The organism is Streptomyces sp. NPDC049813 (assembly GCF_044465085.1).
Taxonomy (GTDB): domain Bacteria; phylum Actinomycetota; class Actinomycetes; order Streptomycetales; family Streptomycetaceae; genus Streptomyces.
The window spans coordinates 267,154-282,739 of sequence record NZ_JBITLI010000004.1 but is presented as its reverse complement, the minus strand read 5'-3'; the positions used below and the strand labels follow the sequence as shown (position 1 = coordinate 282,739).

The 15,586-nt window shown below is 71.3% G+C and carries 14 protein-coding genes; 6 read left to right on the top strand and 8 right to left on the bottom strand.

Annotated features, from left to right (window positions below):
• Window positions 1–120: 120 nt before the first annotated feature.
• Window positions 121–909: a class I SAM-dependent methyltransferase gene (locus ACIBW6_RS11660; RefSeq protein WP_399059059.1), complete on the top strand. Its 789-nt coding sequence runs from the start codon at window positions 121–123 to the stop codon at window positions 907–909.
• Between the two features lie 566 nt (window positions 910–1,475).
• Here ACIBW6_RS11660 and mgrA read toward each other — a convergent pair.
• Window positions 1,476–2,513 (bottom strand): L-glyceraldehyde 3-phosphate reductase, encoded by a 1,038-nt coding sequence (mgrA, locus tag ACIBW6_RS11655; RefSeq protein WP_399059058.1) that lies wholly within the window; start codon window positions 2,511–2,513, stop codon window positions 1,476–1,478.
• Window positions 2,514–2,667: 154 nt separating this feature from the next.
• On the opposite strand from mgrA, the gene ACIBW6_RS11650 reads away from it, so the two are divergent.
• The 4 genes from ACIBW6_RS11650 to ACIBW6_RS11635 all read left to right on the top strand — a co-directional run bounded on the left by ACIBW6_RS11650 (window position 2,668) and on the right by ACIBW6_RS11635 (window position 7,912).
• Window positions 2,668–3,441, top strand: coding sequence for an isoprenyl transferase (locus ACIBW6_RS11650; RefSeq protein WP_399059057.1), 774 nt, complete (start codon window positions 2,668–2,670; stop codon window positions 3,439–3,441).
• Window positions 3,442–3,992: 551 nt separating this feature from the next.
• The gene (locus ACIBW6_RS11645) at window positions 3,993–5,315 is read left to right on the top strand and encodes a PhoH family protein (RefSeq protein ID WP_399059056.1); all 1,323 of its coding nucleotides are present in this window, start codon (window positions 3,993–3,995) and stop codon (window positions 5,313–5,315) included.
• Between the two features lie 389 nt (window positions 5,316–5,704).
• Entirely contained in the window at window positions 5,705–6,436 is a 732-nt protein-coding gene (locus ACIBW6_RS11640; RefSeq protein WP_399059055.1) for a lytic transglycosylase domain-containing protein, read from the top strand.
• 132 nt (window positions 6,437–6,568) lie between these two features.
• A complete protein-coding gene (locus ACIBW6_RS11635) occupies window positions 6,569–7,912 on the top strand; it encodes an AI-2E family transporter (protein WP_399059054.1) in 1,344 nt (447 codons plus the stop codon).
• 90 nt (window positions 7,913–8,002) lie between these two features.
• Here ACIBW6_RS11635 and ACIBW6_RS11630 read toward each other — a convergent pair whose 3' ends face one another.
• Window positions 8,003–8,533 carry an alkyl hydroperoxide reductase gene (locus ACIBW6_RS11630; protein WP_399059053.1) on the bottom strand — a complete coding sequence of 177 codons (531 nt, stop codon included), beginning with the start codon at window positions 8,531–8,533 and terminating at the stop codon, window positions 8,003–8,005.
• Between the two features lie 16 nt (window positions 8,534–8,549).
• A complete protein-coding gene (locus ACIBW6_RS11625; protein ID WP_356489321.1) occupies window positions 8,550–9,104 on the bottom strand; it encodes a peroxiredoxin in 555 nt (184 codons plus the stop codon).
• Window positions 9,105–9,236: 132 nt separating this feature from the next.
• On the opposite strand from ACIBW6_RS11625, the gene ACIBW6_RS11620 reads away from it, so the two are divergent.
• Window positions 9,237–10,211 (top strand): hydrogen peroxide-inducible genes activator, encoded by a 975-nt coding sequence (locus ACIBW6_RS11620; RefSeq protein WP_399059052.1) that lies wholly within the window; start codon window positions 9,237–9,239, stop codon window positions 10,209–10,211.
• 136 nt (window positions 10,212–10,347) lie between these two features.
• Here ACIBW6_RS11620 and ACIBW6_RS11615 read toward each other — a convergent pair whose 3' ends face one another.
• The 5 genes from ACIBW6_RS11615 to ACIBW6_RS11595 form a co-directional block, all read right to left on the bottom strand.
• Window positions 10,348–12,741, bottom strand: coding sequence for an FtsX-like permease family protein (locus tag ACIBW6_RS11615; RefSeq protein ID WP_399059051.1), 2,394 nt, complete (start codon window positions 12,739–12,741; stop codon window positions 10,348–10,350).
• A complete protein-coding gene (locus tag ACIBW6_RS11610; RefSeq protein ID WP_399059050.1) occupies window positions 12,738–13,424 on the bottom strand; it encodes an ABC transporter ATP-binding protein in 687 nt (228 codons plus the stop codon). The genes ACIBW6_RS11615 and ACIBW6_RS11610 overlap by 4 nt, the downstream gene beginning before the upstream one ends.
• Entirely contained in the window at window positions 13,421–13,948 is a 528-nt protein-coding gene (locus ACIBW6_RS11605; protein ID WP_399059049.1) for a PadR family transcriptional regulator, read from the bottom strand. Before ACIBW6_RS11605 ends, ACIBW6_RS11610 begins: the two co-directional genes overlap by 4 nt.
• Window positions 13,949–14,233: 285 nt before the next feature.
• Window positions 14,234–14,476 (bottom strand): hypothetical protein, encoded by a 243-nt coding sequence (locus ACIBW6_RS11600; protein WP_399059048.1) that lies wholly within the window; start codon window positions 14,474–14,476, stop codon window positions 14,234–14,236.
• Window positions 14,473–15,408, bottom strand: a complete 936-nt coding sequence (locus ACIBW6_RS11595; protein ID WP_399059047.1) for an SPFH domain-containing protein — start codon at window positions 15,406–15,408, stop codon at window positions 14,473–14,475. Before ACIBW6_RS11595 ends, ACIBW6_RS11600 begins: the two co-directional genes overlap by 4 nt.
• Window positions 15,409–15,586: the final 178 nt, after the last annotated feature.

The following is a 15,586-nucleotide window of genomic DNA, read 5'->3' as shown; positions in this document are numbered from 1 at the left end:
GGCCCCCACGGAAGAGGGGCCGCCCCCGGATCGGCCCTGGTGCCACCCCCACCGGGGCCGTCAACGGCGCCCGGACAAATGGAGATGAACGGCGCCCCGGTTCCCTGGATCATGGGAGGCATGAGCGAGGACGCACAGACACCGCACCACCGCACCTTCGACGCACTCGTGGCGGAGGCCGTCGCCGCGCCCACCGAGGGCTGGGACTTCTCCTGGTTCGAGGGGCGGGCCACCGAGGAGCGCCCGGCCTGGGGGTACGCCCGCGCCATGGGGGAGCGGCTGGCCCGCGCGGAGGCCGCCCTGGACCTGCAGACCGGCGGCGGCGAGGTCCTCGCGCAGGCGCCCGTACTGCCCGCCCTGACCGCCGCCACCGAGGGCTGGCCGCCGAACGTGGCGGAGGCCACCCGGCGGCTCGGCCCCCGGGGCGTGGTCGTCGTCGCCTCCCCCGAGGACGCCCCGCTGCCCTTCGCCGACGCCGCCTTCGACCTGGTCACCAGCCGCCACCCGGTGCAGGCGCCGTTCCCGGAGATCGCCCGGGTGCTGCGCCCCGGCGGCACGTACTTCGCCCAGCACGTGGGCCCCGGCAGCGTCTTCGAGGTCGTCGAGTACTTCCTCGGCCCGCAGCCGCCACAGGTGCGCCGGGCCCGGGACCCGCAGGCGGAGGCGGCACAGGCCGAGGCGGCGGGCCTGGAGGTGGTCGACCTGCGGACGCAGCGGCTGCGCATGGAGTTCCACGACGTCGGCGCGGTCGTCCACTTCCTGCGCAAGGTCGTCTGGATGGTCCCGGGGTTCACGGCCGAGGCCTACCGGCCCCAACTCCGCGCGCTGCACGAGCGGATCGAGCGCGAGGGCCCCTTCGTCGCCCACAGCACCCGGCACCTGATCGAGGCCCGCAGGCGTCCGGCGTGAGCCCGCGGCCCCGGGCCGGCCAACCGATTCCGCATCGTTACCGATACGCACTCGATCCTCACGTACACCTCACGTAAGTTCGTACCAACGGCAATTCGCGTGAGCAAAGCTGCGCGGCGGTACCGCGCGGTGGAGGGGGCCGCGCGGTGCCGCATGTCCGCGTCCGGGCCCGCCGCCCGCGCCCGGCCCCGGCAGCGGCCGGGATTGCGCCATATCCGCGAGAGCCCGCTGCCCGACCCCACGCACGTCAACCACGTGCGTGACACGGGAGAGGGACCCCGGACCCCCGGCGACCCCCTGTGAGGACGGTGGACGCGAGGCCCGGGAGGCGCCTGAGCCCGGTGTTCGGCGGCCGGAAACGGCCCTCGGACCGCAGCCGGGCGACTTCGGAGAGTAGTGGGGGCGCGCCGATGCACGCGTCTTCACTTACGAAGGGTTATGGTGGAAACCCCCCCTCGGGCCGGTCCGTATCCCCCCCCACGGACCGGCCCGTTTTTTCTGCCCGCGCGGCGGCGCGCGGGCGGGCGGCGCAGACCCCGCTCAGGGGCCCGCCGCCGCCCGCCGGATCAGCTCCGGCCGGCCCAGATGTTGGTGCCCGGGGTGGAGACGGCGAACGAGTCGATTTCGGTCAGCTCCTCGTCCGTCAGCTTCGGCGCCGCGAGCGCCGCCACGTTCTCCTCCAGCTGCTTCACGCTGGAGGCACCGATCAGCGCCGACGTCATCCGCTCGTCCCGCAGCACCCAGCTCAGCGCGAGCTGCGCGAGGGACTGGCCGCGGCGCTGCGCGATGTCGTTCAGGCCGTTGAGGCGCCGCACGACCTCGTCGCTGAGCAGTCCCGGGTCGAGCGACTTGCCCTGCGTGGCCCGCGACCCCTCCGGGATGCCCTTCAGGTACTTGCCGGTGAGCAGGCCCTGGGCGAGCGGCACGAAGGAGATGCAGCCCATCCCGGCCGCCTCCAGGGTGTCGAGCAGCCGGTCGTCCTCGGTCCAGCGGTTGATCATCGAGTAGGACGGCTGGTGGATCAGGGCCGGCACGCCCATCTCCTTGAGCAGCCGCGCGGCCTCGGCCGTCTGCTCGCTGGTGTACGAGGAGACGCCGACGTACAGCGCCTTGCCCTGCTGCACCGCGGAGGCGAGCGCGCCCATCGTCTCCTCGAGCGGGGTGTCCGGGTCGAAGCGGTGCGAGTAGAAGATGTCGACGTAGTCCAGGCCCATCCGCGCCAGGGACGCGTCGAGCGAGGAGAGCAGGTACTTGCGGCTGCCCCACTCGCCGTACGGGCCGGGGTGCATGAGGTAGCCCGCCTTGGTCGAGATGACCAACTCGTCCCGGTACGGGGCGAAGTCCTGGGCGAACATCTTGCCGAAGTTCAGTTCGGCGGAACCGGCCGGCGGGCCGTAGTTGTTGGCCAGGTCGAAGTGGGTGACGCCCAGGTCGAAGGCGCGGCGCAGGATCGCGCGCTGCGAGTCGAGCGTGCGGTCGTCACCGAAGTTGTGCCACAGGCCCAGCGAGATCGCGGGCAGCTTCAGGCCGCTGCGGCCCGTCCGCCGGTACTCCATGGACGCGTACCGGTCGCCGGAGGCGACGTAGGGAGAGGTGTCGTTCATGAGGACGAAACTACGTCAGTCCGCTGAACTGCCCTAGTGAGTACCTGACAGACGGTGTCCGCGGCGGCCCGGGGGTACGGCGGGAGGGGTACTCGCACGGAGGTAGGCTTTCGCCCTCGGGGACCGCCGTCTGCACGGAGAGGCTGACAACACCGTGAACCTGCGCGACAGGCTGCGCGGCCTGCTGGTCGGGCTGTACGCACGCCGGGTGGAAGGCCACCTGGACCACGACCAGGTACCCAAGCACATCGGCGTCATCATGGATGGCAACCGACGCTGGGCGAAGGCCGCCGGCTCCACCGCCGCACAGGGCCACCAGGCGGGCGCCGCCAAGATCGAGGAGTTCCTCGGCTGGTGCAGCGAGACGGACGTCGAGGTCGTCACCCTGTGGCTGCTGTCGACGGACAACTTCGACCGGCCGCAGGAGGAACTGGTCCCGCTCCTCGGCATCATCGAGGACACCGTCCGCGCCCTCGCCACCGACGGCCGCTGGCGCGTGCACCACGTCGGCGCCGCCGACATCCTCCCCTCCGGCATGCAGACGGCCCTCAAGGAGGCCGAGGAGGCCACCGCCGACCGCCCCGGGATACTGGTCAACGTGGCGATCGGCTACGGCGGCCGCCAGGAGATCGCCGACGCCGTCCGCTCGATGCTCCTCGACGCCGCCGACAAGGGCAGTTCCCTGGAGCAGGTCGCCGACGACGTCACCATCGACCTGATCGGCAAGCACCTCTACACCAGCGCGCAGCCCGACCCCGACCTCGTCATCCGCACCAGCGGCGAGCAGCGGCTGTCCGGTTTCATGCTGTGGCAGACGGCGCATTCGGAGTACTACTTCTGTGACGTCTTCTGGCCGGCCTTCCGCAAGGTCGACTTCCTGCGGGCGATGCGCGACTACGCCGCCCGGCACCGCCGTTTCGGCGGCTGATCCCGCGTCACGGCCCCGGCACGGCGGGGCTGAGCAGTAAGAGGGTCATCAGGAGTCAGGGCCTGTCTCCCAGATCCCTCCTGCCTCGCGACGCCTGGCACGCTCCCCCAGCTACCGCTGGGAGGTGCCCCCACTCGCCGCACCGGGCACAAGGCCGAGTACGTCCAGTACGAGGCCTTGCACCCGGCACGCCGAGAGCACGCACCAGACGCCGCGAGGCCCGCCCTCCGGGCGGACGGAGGGATCTGGGAGACAGGCCCTGACGCACGCGCCGCCCGCCGCCGTGGCATGGCTGCGCGTGTTCGAGGGAATAAGCCTTCCAGGTCGGTGTCCGAACCACGGACGCCGGTTCTCAGCGGACGGCACGGGGCCGTCCGCCCGGGAGGCCCTTTGCACCAGGTGGACCGTACGCAGGCCGGTACGGGCGACGACTGGGAGGGCCGGCTCTCGGCCCGCGCACAGGGGTCGACGACCGGCAGTTCTCGGCCGCCCTTCCGGCCCTGCATTCCCTCCGTCGCTCCCCGACCTCTTCCGAGGGGGTACGTCCTTCCGTGGTGACCAGCAACAAGCGCCACAAGCCAGACCGGCGCACCTATGTTCTCGACACCAGCGTCCTGCTGGCCGACCCGAACGCCATGACCCGTTTCGACGAGCACGAAGTGGTGCTGCCCGTCGTCGTGGTCACGGAGTTGGAGGCCAAGAGGCACCACCCGGAGCTGGGGTACTTCGCCCGGCAGGCGCTGCGCCTGCTGGACGACTACCGCATCCGCTTCGGGCGGCTCGACGCCCCGATCCCCACCGGGGACCTGGGCGGCACGCTCCGCGTCGAGCTCAACCACTCCGACCCCAGCGTCCTGCCCTCGGGCTACCGCCTCGGGGACAACGACTCCCGCATCCTCGCGGTCGCCCGCAACCTGCAGGCCGAGGGGTTCGACGTCACGGTCGTGTCGAAGGATCTGCCGCTCAGGATCAAGGCGTCCTCGGTCGGTCTCCTCGCCGAGGAGTACCGCGCCGAGCTCGCCATCACGGACTCCGGATTCACCGGCATGTCCGAACTGACCCTGCCCGCGGTCCAGGTCGACCTGCTCTTCGAGGAGGACACGCTCTACGTTCCCGAGGCCGCCGGCCTTCCCGTGCACACCGGCCTGACGATCCACTCCGAGCGCGGCAAGGCCCTCGGCCGGGTCACGCCCGAGGGCAACGTCCGCCTGGTGCGCGGCGACCGGGAGGCGTTCGGCCTCAAGGGGCGCAGCGCCGAGCAGCGGATCGCCCTCGACCTGCTCCTCGACCCGGACGTCGGCATCGTCTCGATGGGCGGCCGGGCGGGCACCGGCAAGTCCGCGCTCGCCCTCTGCGCCGGCCTGGAGGCCGTCCTGGAGCGGCGCCAGCACAAGAAGGTGATGGTCTTCCGGCCGCTGTACGCGGTCGGCGGGCAGGAGCTGGGCTATCTGCCGGGCTCCGAGGCCGAGAAGATGGGGCCGTGGGCGCAGGCCGTCTTCGACACCCTCTCGGCGGTCACCTCGCGCGAGGTCATCGAGGAGGTCACGTCCCGCGGCATGCTGGAGGTGCTGCCGCTCACCCACATCCGCGGCCGCTCCCTGCACGACGCGTTCGTGATCGTGGACGAGGCCCAGTCCCTGGAGCGCAACGTCCTGCTGACGGTGCTGTCCCGGATCGGGGCCAACTCGCGGGTGGTCCTCACCCACGACGTCGCCCAGCGCGACAACCTCCGGGTCGGCCGCTACGACGGTGTCGTCGCCGTCGTCGAGAAGCTGAAGGGACACCCGCTCTTCGCGCACGTCACGCTCACCCGGTCGGAGCGCTCGCAGATCGCGGCACTCGTGACCGAAATGCTGGAGGACGGCCAGATCTAAGGTAGTTGGCCCCACTTGGCGCCGTCCGGCGAAGCCAGAGAGCTTAGCCGGGCGGCGCTTCGGCGTGGGGGCGTTTCCGTGAAACCCCTGAGGCAAACGGCATGTGACCTTTCACACCCGGCACAGAATTGCCTTGCGACGTCCGCATACGGCAGAGTCTCGGTTCCGTCAGGCCCCGCATACGACACTCGTGTACCCCCAGCGGTACGGCATCACCGCAGCCCCGGCTGCACCTGAACTTCATAGTGGTCGTCGTATGCCGCCCGAGCACCACGCGGCGCTCCCCGAGCGGGAGTTGTCCACCGGGCCCGTGCCTCCCGTGACCCGTCAGTTGGGAGGCCAGTGTCAAGGGCACGATTGCGTCCGCGAGGGTCACACTCCAGCGGACGATGCTGGAAGGAAACCGTGTGAGCCGGATCTCGGTCCGGGGATTCGCAGTGGCTTCGGCCACCGCGGTCACCACTGTCGGCGCCGTCGTGGGTGTTGCCTCGGGCAGCACCGCTCAGCCCTCGAACGAGGCTGAGGCCATGGTCGGCGACGCGACCCTCCTCGCGGACATCCCGGCGGGTCAGCAGGCGCAGGTGCAGACCGCGTCGCTGACCCAGCAGGCGCAGACGCAGGCCATCGCGGCCGACAACGCGGCACAGAAGACGGCGGAGGAGACGGCCCGCAAGCAGGCCGCCGAGGACGCCATCGCCAAGCAGAAGGACGCGCAGGCCGCCAAGGAGAAGGCGGAGCAGGAGGCGAAGGAGCGCGAGGAGGCCAAGAAGCAGGCCGCCAGCCGCTCGGCCACCCGCGACGCGTCCAGCTTCTCGGTCCAGTCGTCGTACTCCACCGCGCAGATCCAGGCGATGGCACGTCAGATGGTGCCGTCCGGCCAGTTCCAGTGCTTCAGCAACATCGTGAACCACGAGTCGAGCTGGAACTACACGGCCACCAACGCCTCTTCCGGCGCCTACGGTCTCTTCCAGGCCCTGCCCGCCTCCAAGTACTCCTCGGCGGGCGCCGACTGGCAGACCAACCCGGCCACGCAGATCAAGTGGGGCCTGAACTACATGAACGGCCGCTACGGCAGCCCGTGCGAGGCCTGGGGCTTCTGGCAGGCCAACCACTGGTACTGAGCCGCGCACCGCTCGAATCCGGCGAAGCCCCTCCCCGTCCGCGGTGAGGGGCTTCGGCGTGTCCCGGGGTACCGTCGTGAACCGGCGGCGCCCGGGGGGAGTGCGGGGAGCGCACGGGGGAAAGGACGGATCATGGAGCGTGTGCCAGGCTGGCTCGGCAGAGTCGGTGCGGGAATCAGCAGAGTGGGCGAGCGCCTTGACGAGCGCCGGGCCGAGGCGGAGCGAGCGGTGAGCGAGAAGACGACCACCGAGGAACCGCCGCACGACCAGGTGCCCCCGCCGCCCGCGTACGCGCCGGCCGTGTCGGCCCGCCCGGAGCCGGCCGTGGCCGTGCCCTGGGGGCTGCGGGTCGCGGCGGAGGCCGCCTGGCGGCTCCTGGTGCTGGCCGGCACGGTCTGGGTCCTGATGAAGGTCATCGCCTCGGTGCAGCTGGTGGTGTTCGCGTTCGTCGCGGCCCTGCTCATCACGGCGCTGCTCCAGCCGACGGTGGCCCGGCTGCGCCGCCACGGCGTGCCCCGGGGGCTCGCCACCGCCCTCACCGCCATCCTCGGCTTCGTCATCATGGGGCTCGTCGGCTGGTTCGTGGTCTGGCAGGTCCAGGAGAACATCGACAACCTCTCCAGCCAGGTCCAGGACGGCATCGACGAGCTGCGCAAGTGGCTGCTGAACAGCCCGTTCCACGTCACCGAGGACCAGATCAACGACATCGCCAAGTCGCTGCGGGACGCGGTCGGGGCCAACACCGACGAGATAACCTCGGCCGGCCTGGAGGGCGTCACCGTCATCGTCGAGGCGATGACCGGCATCCTGCTCGCGATGTTCTCGACGCTGTTCCTGCTCTACGACGGCAAGCGGATCTGGGAGTGGACGCTCAAGCTCTTCCCGGCGCAGGCGCGTCCCGGGATCGCGGGGGCGGGTCCGCGGGCCTGGCGCACGCTGACCGCGTACGTGCGCGGCACGGTCATCGTCGCGCTGATCGACGCCATCTTCATCGGCCTCGGCATCTTCTTCCTCGGGGTGCCGATGGCGGTGCCGCTCGCGGTGTTCATCTTCCTGTTCGCGTTCGTCCCGCTGGTGGGCGCCGTCGTCTCCGGCGCGCTCGCGGTGGTCGTGGCGCTGGTGACCCAGGGCGTGTTCACCGCGGTGATGGTGCTGGTGGTCGTCCTCGCGGTGCAGCAGATCGAGGGCCACATCCTGCAGCCGTTCATCCTCGGCCGCGCGGTGCGCGTGCACCCGCTGGCCGTCGTCCTCTCGGTGGCCGCGGGCGGGATGGTCTCCGGGATCGGCGGGGCGGTGGTGGCGGTGCCGCTGGTCGCCGTGACCAACACGGTCGTCGTCTACCTGCGCTCCTGGTCCCAGGAGACCGCGATGAAACAGACCCCGCCCCCACACGGCGCGACAGCGGCAGAACTGGCCCCGGTAGAACCACCCCGCCCCGAATCAAGCCCACCCACATCCAGCCCCTCCGGCGATTGAGGAGCGGGGTCCGGGGCGGAGCCCCGTGACGGGACACGAGTGCGGGGCCGGACATACATCCGGCCCCGCACTCGTCCACGCACAACCGCACTAAGCGAGCGCAGCCTCCGCGTCCAGGGTCACCGCGACAGCCTGCAGAACCGACGCGATCTTGAACGCTTCCTGGACGACCTCACGCGAGACGCCCGCCTTGCGCAGCACCTGCTCGTGCGAGTCCAGGCACATCCCGCAGCCGTTGATCGCGGAGACCGCGAACGACCACAGCTCGAAGTCGACCTTGTCGACACCCGGGTTGCCGATGACGTTCATCCGCAGCCCCGCCCGCAGCGTCCCGTACTCGTTGTCCGAGAGCAGGTGGCGGGTGCGGTAGAAGACGTTGTTCATCGACATGATGGCGGCGGCCGACTTGGCGGCCGTGTACGCCTCCGGCGACAGGTTCGCCTTCGCCTCGGGCTCCAGCTCGCGCAGCACGCGCGGGGAGCGGGAGGCCATGGCGCAGGCCAGGACCGTGCCCCACAGCTGCTGCGCCGGGAGGTCCGAGTTGCCGATGACCGAGCCCAGGTTGAGCTTCAGGTCCTTGGCGTAGTCCGGTATGGCGGACTTCAGTTCGTCGAGAGCCATGTCAGTGCCTTTCCGTTCACTCGCCCGAGAGCAGCGCGACCGGGTCCAGGGTCTCGTCGCCCTTGCTCCAGTTGCACGGGCACAGCTCGTCCGTCTGGAGCGCGTCGAGGACCCGCAGGACCTCCTTGGGGTTACGGCCCACGGAACCGGCGGTCACCATCGTGAACTGGATCTCGTTGTTCTGGTCGACGATGAAGACGGCGCGCTGGGCGAAGCCGTCCTCGCCCTCGATGCCGAGGTCACGCATGAGCTCGTGCTTGGAGTCGGCCAGCATCGGGAAGGGCAGGTCGGTCAGGTCCGGGTGGTCCTTGCGCCAGGCGTGGTGCACGAACTCGGAGTCACCGGAGAAGCCGAGGACCTGCGCGTCGCGGTCGGCGAACTCCTCGTTCAGCTTGCCGAAGGCGGCGATCTCGGTGGGGCACACGAAGGTGAAGTCCTTGGGCCACGCGAAGACGATCTTCCACTTGCCCTCGTAGGTCTTGTGGTTGATCTGCTCGAACTCCGCGCCCTTCTCCAGGGAGACACAGGCGGTCAGGTCGAACTCGGGGAACTTGTCACCGACAGTGAGCACACGCACTCCTTGCAGCGAGAAACATCCCTTTTGGGGCTGTTTCCATGGGTTGGACTGCTCCAGATCGTGGCACAGAGTGCATTGATTACGGAAATAGCTAGACTCGGTCGTGTTGATCGGAGGTGGCTATCAGTGGCCGTACAGAACGGAAAGCCCGCGGGCACGCGCAAGCGGCAGCCCAGCCTGGCGCAGCTGCGGGCGTTCGCGGCGGTCGCGGAGCACCTGCACTTCCGGGACGCGGCGGCGGCGATCCGGATGAGCCAGCCCGCCCTGTCCGGCGCGGTCTCCGCCCTGGAGGAGACGCTCGGGGTGACCCTCCTCGAGCGTACGACGCGCAAGGTGCTGCTCTCGCCGGCCGGCGAGCGGATCGCGGTGCGGGCCAAGGCGGTGCTGGACGAGGTCGGCGCGCTCCTGGAGGAGGCCGAGGCGGTGCGGGCGCCGTTCACCGGGGCCCTGCGGCTCGGGGTGATCCCCACCGTGGCGCCCTACCTGCTGCCGACGGTGCTGCGCCTCGTGCACGACGCGTATCCGGAGCTGGACCCGCAGGTGCACGAGGAGCAGACCGCGTCGCTGATCGAGGGGCTGACGGCAGGACGGCTCGACCTGCTGCTGCTCGCGGTGCCGCTCGGCGTGCCGGGCGTCACCGAACTGCCGCTCTTCGACGAGGACTTCGTCCTCGTCACCCCGCTGGATCACTGGCTCGGCGGGCGCGAGGGCATTCCGCGCGAGGCGCTGCGCGAGCTGAACCTGCTGCTGCTCGACGAGGGGCACTGCCTGCGCGACCAGGCGCTGGACATCTGCCGGGAGGCGGGCCGCAGCGACGCGCCGGTCACCACGACCGCGGCCGGTCTCGCCACGCTCGTCCAGCTCGTGGCCGGCGGCCTCGGGGTGACGCTGCTGCCCCGGACGGCCGTCGCGGTCGAGACCAGCCGCAGCAGCCAGCTGCTGACCGGGTACTTCGCCGACCCGGCGCCCACCCGGCGCGTCGCTCTGGCGATGCGGACGGGGGCGGCGCGCGCGGCCGAGTACGAGGAGCTGGCCGCGTCCCTGCGGATGGCGCTCCAGGGCCTGCCGGTGAAGATAAGTCCCACCGACGCCTCCGGATAAGCCCCGCCGGTGACCCGGATCAAGCCCCTCCGGCGATCGAGGAGCGGGCCCGGGGCCGGAGCCCCGCGACCTCCGCGCTGACGCCGGGACGAGGAGCACGGGCCGCGCCCGCGAACCCCGCCCCGACGCCGGGCACCTACTCCGTCCGCAGACCGTCCGCCCGCATCATCCGCCACAGCGGCGGCAGGCTCAGCAGGGTCACCACCCCGATCGCCGCCGCCCCGACCCCCGCGAGCGGCAGGAACAGCAGCCAGTCCGTGACCGGCTTGTCCGCCAGCCGCAGCATCAGCGTGCCCAGGACGAGTCCGCCACCGATCGCGACGGCGAGGCCGAGGACGACCGGGATCGCCGTCTGCCACAGCACCGACCAGGCGAGCGTCGAGCGCCGCGTGCCGTATGCGACCAGGACGGACAGCAGCCGCCTGCGGTCGCGCAGTTGCTCGATCTGCGAGACGAGCATGGAGGCCGCGATCAGCGCCATCGTCACCGCGGCCGCGCTGAACAGGGCCCGGCGGATGCTCGCGTACTCGCTGTCGCGCTCCACCGTGCGGTAGGTCCACACGTGCATCCCCGGGTCGAGCCGGAACGCGGTGTTGCGCACAAGGTCGGCGGCGTCCGGTACCGACTCGTCGATCTGGATCTGGGCCGACGTCGACGCGGACTCCAGCTTCGTGACGTCCAGGGCCTTCGGGGTGGCGAGGATGCCGCCGAAGCGGGTGCCGCCGGGGTCGCGCCGGGACTGCACCAGCCGGGTACCGGCGGGCAGCGTCCAGCGGTCGGTCGCCGCGTCGCCGAGCAGGAGCTTGCTGCCGGGCCTGGCGATGTCCGCCAGTTCCTTGTCGCTCTCGGCGTAGTCGGACCCGGTCACCCGGAAGGCGTCGCCCTCCCGGCAGGACGGCAGCTTCGCGAGCTCCCGCAGGGTGGCGCAGGAGCCGACCGAGACCGACACGGTGTGCGCGATGTCGTCGTCCGGCGAGGCATGCGCCGACTCCGCCCAGGTGTCCACGGTGCCGATCACCGACCGGACCCCCTTGGTCGCCCCGAACTCCCGCACCATCCGTTCGGCGAGTTCCCCGTCGCCGACACCGGTGTTCGCGGCGATCTGGGCCCGCTTGGGGTCCTGGCCCGTCGTCTTGCTGAAGTCGGCCTCGATGCCGGTGGTGAACATCTGCAGGGCGATGCCGCCGGCCACCGCGATGGTGATGCCGGCCACCGCGCGGCTCGCCGCGTTGCTGGTCAGCTGGAGCCTGCGCACGGCCAGTTGCCACGGCACGGAACCGCCGTGCAGCCGGTGCACGGCCGCCTCCACGATCCACGGCATCAGCAGGACCAGACCGAGCAGCGTCAGGGTGATGCCCGCCGAGATCTGGATGACGCCCGACGTGCCCAGCGCGTCCGAGGGACCCGAGGCGAGCAGGAGCAGCGCGCCGACGAGGGGCACGGGCAGCCGCCACCACAGGCGCCGGTTGCGGGTGCGGCCGCTGCGCACGACGCCCAGCGGCTCGATCGTCACCGAGCGCAGCGCGAACACCGTCACGGCGACCGACGCGAGCGGCACGGCGAGGAGGATGAGTACGGCGAGCGCCGGGACCGGCGTCAGGTCCGAGGGGAACGCGGAGAGCCGCCAGATCTTCACCATGCCCAGCAGCTGACGCCCGGCGAGGAAGAGGACGGCGCCGCACACGAGGCCGAGCAGCGTGCCGAACAGCGCCTCGCCCGCGGCCATCCGGCGTGTCATCCGCGCGTCGGCGCCGACCAGGCGCAGCGCGGCGAGGCGCCGGTCGCGCCGCTCCCCGCCGAACCGGACGGCCGTCGCGATGAAGATGGCGACCGGCACGAGCAGCACGACGCAGGCCAGCACGATCAGCACGATGAGCACCGGGTCGAGCGGCTGGCTCGGGTATGTCATCCCGAAGTGGTCGATGCGGCTGGCGCCGCGGTCGGTGCTGAGGGTGTCGCTGCCGATGTACAGGTACTGCTCGAAGGGGTCGCCGAGGCCCGGCTCGTGGATCGTGCCCACGATGCGGTAGGGGTAACGCTCCTTGAGCAGCTCGTTGCCGGAGGCGTCGAGCGCCTCCTTCAGGGCGGGCGAGACGACCATCTCGCCGGGGCCGGGCAGCCGGTCGACGCCGGGCGGCAGCGGCGGGTGCTCGCCCTCGGGGCGCACCAGGTACCCGCCGATCGAGCTGGACCGGAAGTCGGACGAGGCGTCCACGGTCAGCAGCGTGCGGTCGCCGCGTTCCAGTTGTCCGTCCTGGCCGACGCCGAGCTGGCGGGCGTCGGCGCGCACGTCGCGCTGGTGCAGCAGCGTCGGCATGGAGGCCGCGCCGAGCAGCAGGGCCACGCCGAGGCCGACGCCGAGCGCGGTCAGCAGCGTACGGACCCAGCCCTCGCGGCCGCCCGACGCGGCGAAGCGGATGCCGAGGCCGAGGTCGCGCAGCCGGCCGCGGGCGCCCGGCGGGCCGGCGGGGGAGGGCGCCGCCGCGGGGGCGCTCGTGGTGTCGGTGGCGGCGTCGTCGAGGAGTCTCATCGGGTGAACTCCATCTCCCGCGACCTGCCGTCCCGTACGACGATCTCGCGGTCCGAGTAGGCGGCCACCCGGGTCTCGTGCGTGACCAGGACGACGGCGGTGTTCGAGCCCCGGGCGGCGTCCGTCAGCAGCTCCATGACGCGCTCGCCGTTGAGCGAGTCCAGGGCGCCGGTCGGCTCGTCGGCGAAGAGCACGCGCGGGTTGGTGACCAGCGAGCGGGCCACGGCGACGCGCTGGCCCTGGCCGCCGGAGATCTCGCCGGGCCGCTTGCCCGCGATGCCGTCGACCTCCAGGCGCTCCAGCCAGGTCGTGGCCCGGCGCTCGGCCTCCTTGCGCTTGACGCCGGTCAGCCGCAGCGGGAGCGCCACGTTCTCGACGCAGGTCAGTTCGGGGACCAGCTGGCCGAACTGGAAGACGAAGCCGAACTCGGTGCGGCGCAGGGCGCTGCGCTCGCCGTCGGACATCGTGGTCAGCTCGCGGCCGTCGTAAGTGATCGTCCCGGAGTCCGGGGTGACGATGCCGGCGAGGCAGTGCAGCAGCGTCGACTTGCCCGAGCCCGAGGGGCCCATGACGGCGACGATCTCGCCGGGGTGGATGGTGAACGAGGCGCCGTCCAGGGCGGGCGTCGGCCCGTACGCCTTGTGCAGGTCGTGGGCGGCGAGCAGGGATCCGGCGGGTGTCATGAGGGGCGCACCTCCGCGGCGAGCTTGTCGAGACGCGCGGCGGTCAGTTCCAGCCAGCGCAGGTCGGCTTCCAGGTGGAACAGGGCGTGGTCGCAGATCAGCTGGTCGGCGAGGTCGCCCTTGCGCTTGCGGTCCGTGAGGATGCGCATCAGACGCAGGTGCTCGGCGCGCTGGCTGTCGAGGATCCCGGCGGCGTTCCGCTCGGTGAGCAGGGCCAGGACGACCTTGGTGTAGAGCGTCGACTGGAGGTACGGCTCCGGCTTCTCCGGGGTGGCGAGCCACTGCTGCACGTCCGTGACGCCGGCTTCGGTGATCGCGTACCGCTTGCGTTCGGGGCCGCCGCCGGGTTCGAGCCCGTCGACCTCGACGAGGCCGTTCTTCAGCAGGCGGGACATGGTCGAGTAGACCTGCCCGTAGTGCAGCGGCTTGTCGTGGCCGAACGTCTCGTCGAAGGTGCGCTTGAGGTCGTAGCCGTGGCGGGGACCGGACTCCAGGAGACCCAGGAGGGTGTGACCGATGGACATGGGTGGGACTGTACACCGTGTGTATACCTGGTGTGTATAGCGGCCCGGACTGCTTCGCAGAGTGCTTTCGTCGTCGGCTGCGGTCCGGTGGGGCTTCTCGCGCAGTTCCCCGCGCCCCTGAAAGACGTCGTCTGCGGCGCCGTCGTGGTTGCTCGCGCAGTTCCCCGCGCCCCCGAGATGCGCACTACGTGCGCCATCTCATCGGCCGTGGGCTAACGGGCCCCTGAGGCAGCGGCGAAGCCGCATGCCTTTCAGGGGCGCGGGGAACTGCGCGACCAGCCCGACTCAGCGGTCGGCCGCCGACGGGTCGTTCTCGGCCGAGTTCGTGGGCGGCCGCCCACGCCGAGGGATCGGCCCCGCCGACCCGGGGAGCCGCCCCGCCTCGGCGAGAGCCCTGCGCAGGACGAACTCGATCTGCGCGTTGGCGGACCGCAGCTCGTCCCCGGCCCAGCGGGCCAGCGCCTCGTACACCGCGGGATCGAGCCGCAGCAGCACCTGTTTGCGCGCCGGAGGCGGTGGCGGGGTCACTGGTAGAGCGTCCCCGTGTTGACCACCGGCTGCGCGGCCCGGTCCCCGCAGAGCACGACCAGCAGATTGCTGACCATCGCCGCCTTGCGCTCCTCGTCGAGCGCGACGAAGTCCTGCTCGCTGATCCGGGCGATGGCGTCCTCGACCATGCCGACCGCGCCGTCCACGATCAGCCGGCGGGCGGCGACCACGGCCCCGGCCTGCTGCCGCTGGAGCATCGCCGAGGCGATCTCGGGCGCGTAGGCGAGGTGCGTGAACCGGGACTCGATGATCTGCACGCCCGCGGCCTCGACCCGCGCGTGCAGTTCGACCGCGAGTTTCTCGGTGATCTCCTCGGCGTTGCCGCGCAGCGAGAGCCCGCCCTCGTCGTGCGCGTCGTAGGGGTACTCGATGGCGATGTGCCGCACGGCCGCCTCGGTCTGCGTGGAGACGAACTCCAGGAAGTCGTCGACCTCGAACGTGGCCTGCGCGGTGTCCTCGACCTTCCAGACGACGACCGCGGCCAGCTCGATCGGGTTGCCGTAGGCGTCGTTCACCTTGAGGACGGCCGTCTCGTGGTTGCGTACACGCGTGGAGATCTTGGTGCGCGAGGTGAGCGGGTTGACCCAGCGCAGCCCGTCCTCGCGGATCGTGCCCCGGTAGCGGCCGAAGAGCTGCACGACGCGGGCCTGGCCGGGCGCCACCATGTTCAGGCCGCCCATCGCGAAGAGCGAGGCGATCCCGGTCAGGATGCCGAGCGCGACGAGGACGGCCTGCACGGCGCCGCTGGTCGAGGTGAGCGTGGCGCCCAGGACGACCAGGCCCACGCCGACGATCAGGCCGAGCAGTCCGAGCAGCAGCGCGAGCCCGCCGCCGATGCTGTGCGCCGTGAACTCGCGCACACGCGCCGCGGGCATGGTCGGGACGTCTGGTGTGGCGTCGGTCTCGGACATGGCGGTCCCCGTCTCTGTGAGCTGGAGGTTCGTGGCCGTCGGGCCCCGGACCCTGTCTAGCAAAGTGATATCACTTTAGCGCGCCCGGCAACCATCCGCACCCCTGGATCGTCGGTTCCCATGGGGTAGGTGCTGATTGTCACGTCCGGAAATGACCGGAAGGGCACGGTTTTGCCTT

Coding starts and splice junctions, on each gene's coding strand:
- ACIBW6_RS11660 (WP_399059059.1), top strand. CDS start 121: ATGAGCGAGGACGCACAGACACCGCACCACCGCACCTTCGACGCACTC.
- mgrA (WP_399059058.1), bottom strand. CDS start 2,513: ATGAACGACACCTCTCCCTACGTCGCCTCCGGCGACCGGTACGCGTCC.
- ACIBW6_RS11640 (WP_399059055.1), top strand. CDS start 5,705: ATGCTGGAAGGAAACCGTGTGAGCCGGATCTCGGTCCGGGGATTCGCA.
- ACIBW6_RS11635 (WP_399059054.1), top strand. CDS start 6,569: ATGGAGCGTGTGCCAGGCTGGCTCGGCAGAGTCGGTGCGGGAATCAGC.
- ACIBW6_RS11630 (WP_399059053.1), bottom strand. CDS start 8,533: ATGGCTCTCGACGAACTGAAGTCCGCCATACCGGACTACGCCAAGGAC.
- ACIBW6_RS11615 (WP_399059051.1), bottom strand. CDS start 12,741: ATGAGACTCCTCGACGACGCCGCCACCGACACCACGAGCGCCCCCGCG.
- ACIBW6_RS11610 (WP_399059050.1), bottom strand. CDS start 13,424: ATGACACCCGCCGGATCCCTGCTCGCCGCCCACGACCTGCACAAGGCG.
- ACIBW6_RS11605 (WP_399059049.1), bottom strand. CDS start 13,948: ATGTCCATCGGTCACACCCTCCTGGGTCTCCTGGAGTCCGGTCCCCGC.
- ACIBW6_RS11595 (WP_399059047.1), bottom strand. CDS start 15,408: ATGTCCGAGACCGACGCCACACCAGACGTCCCGACCATGCCCGCGGCG.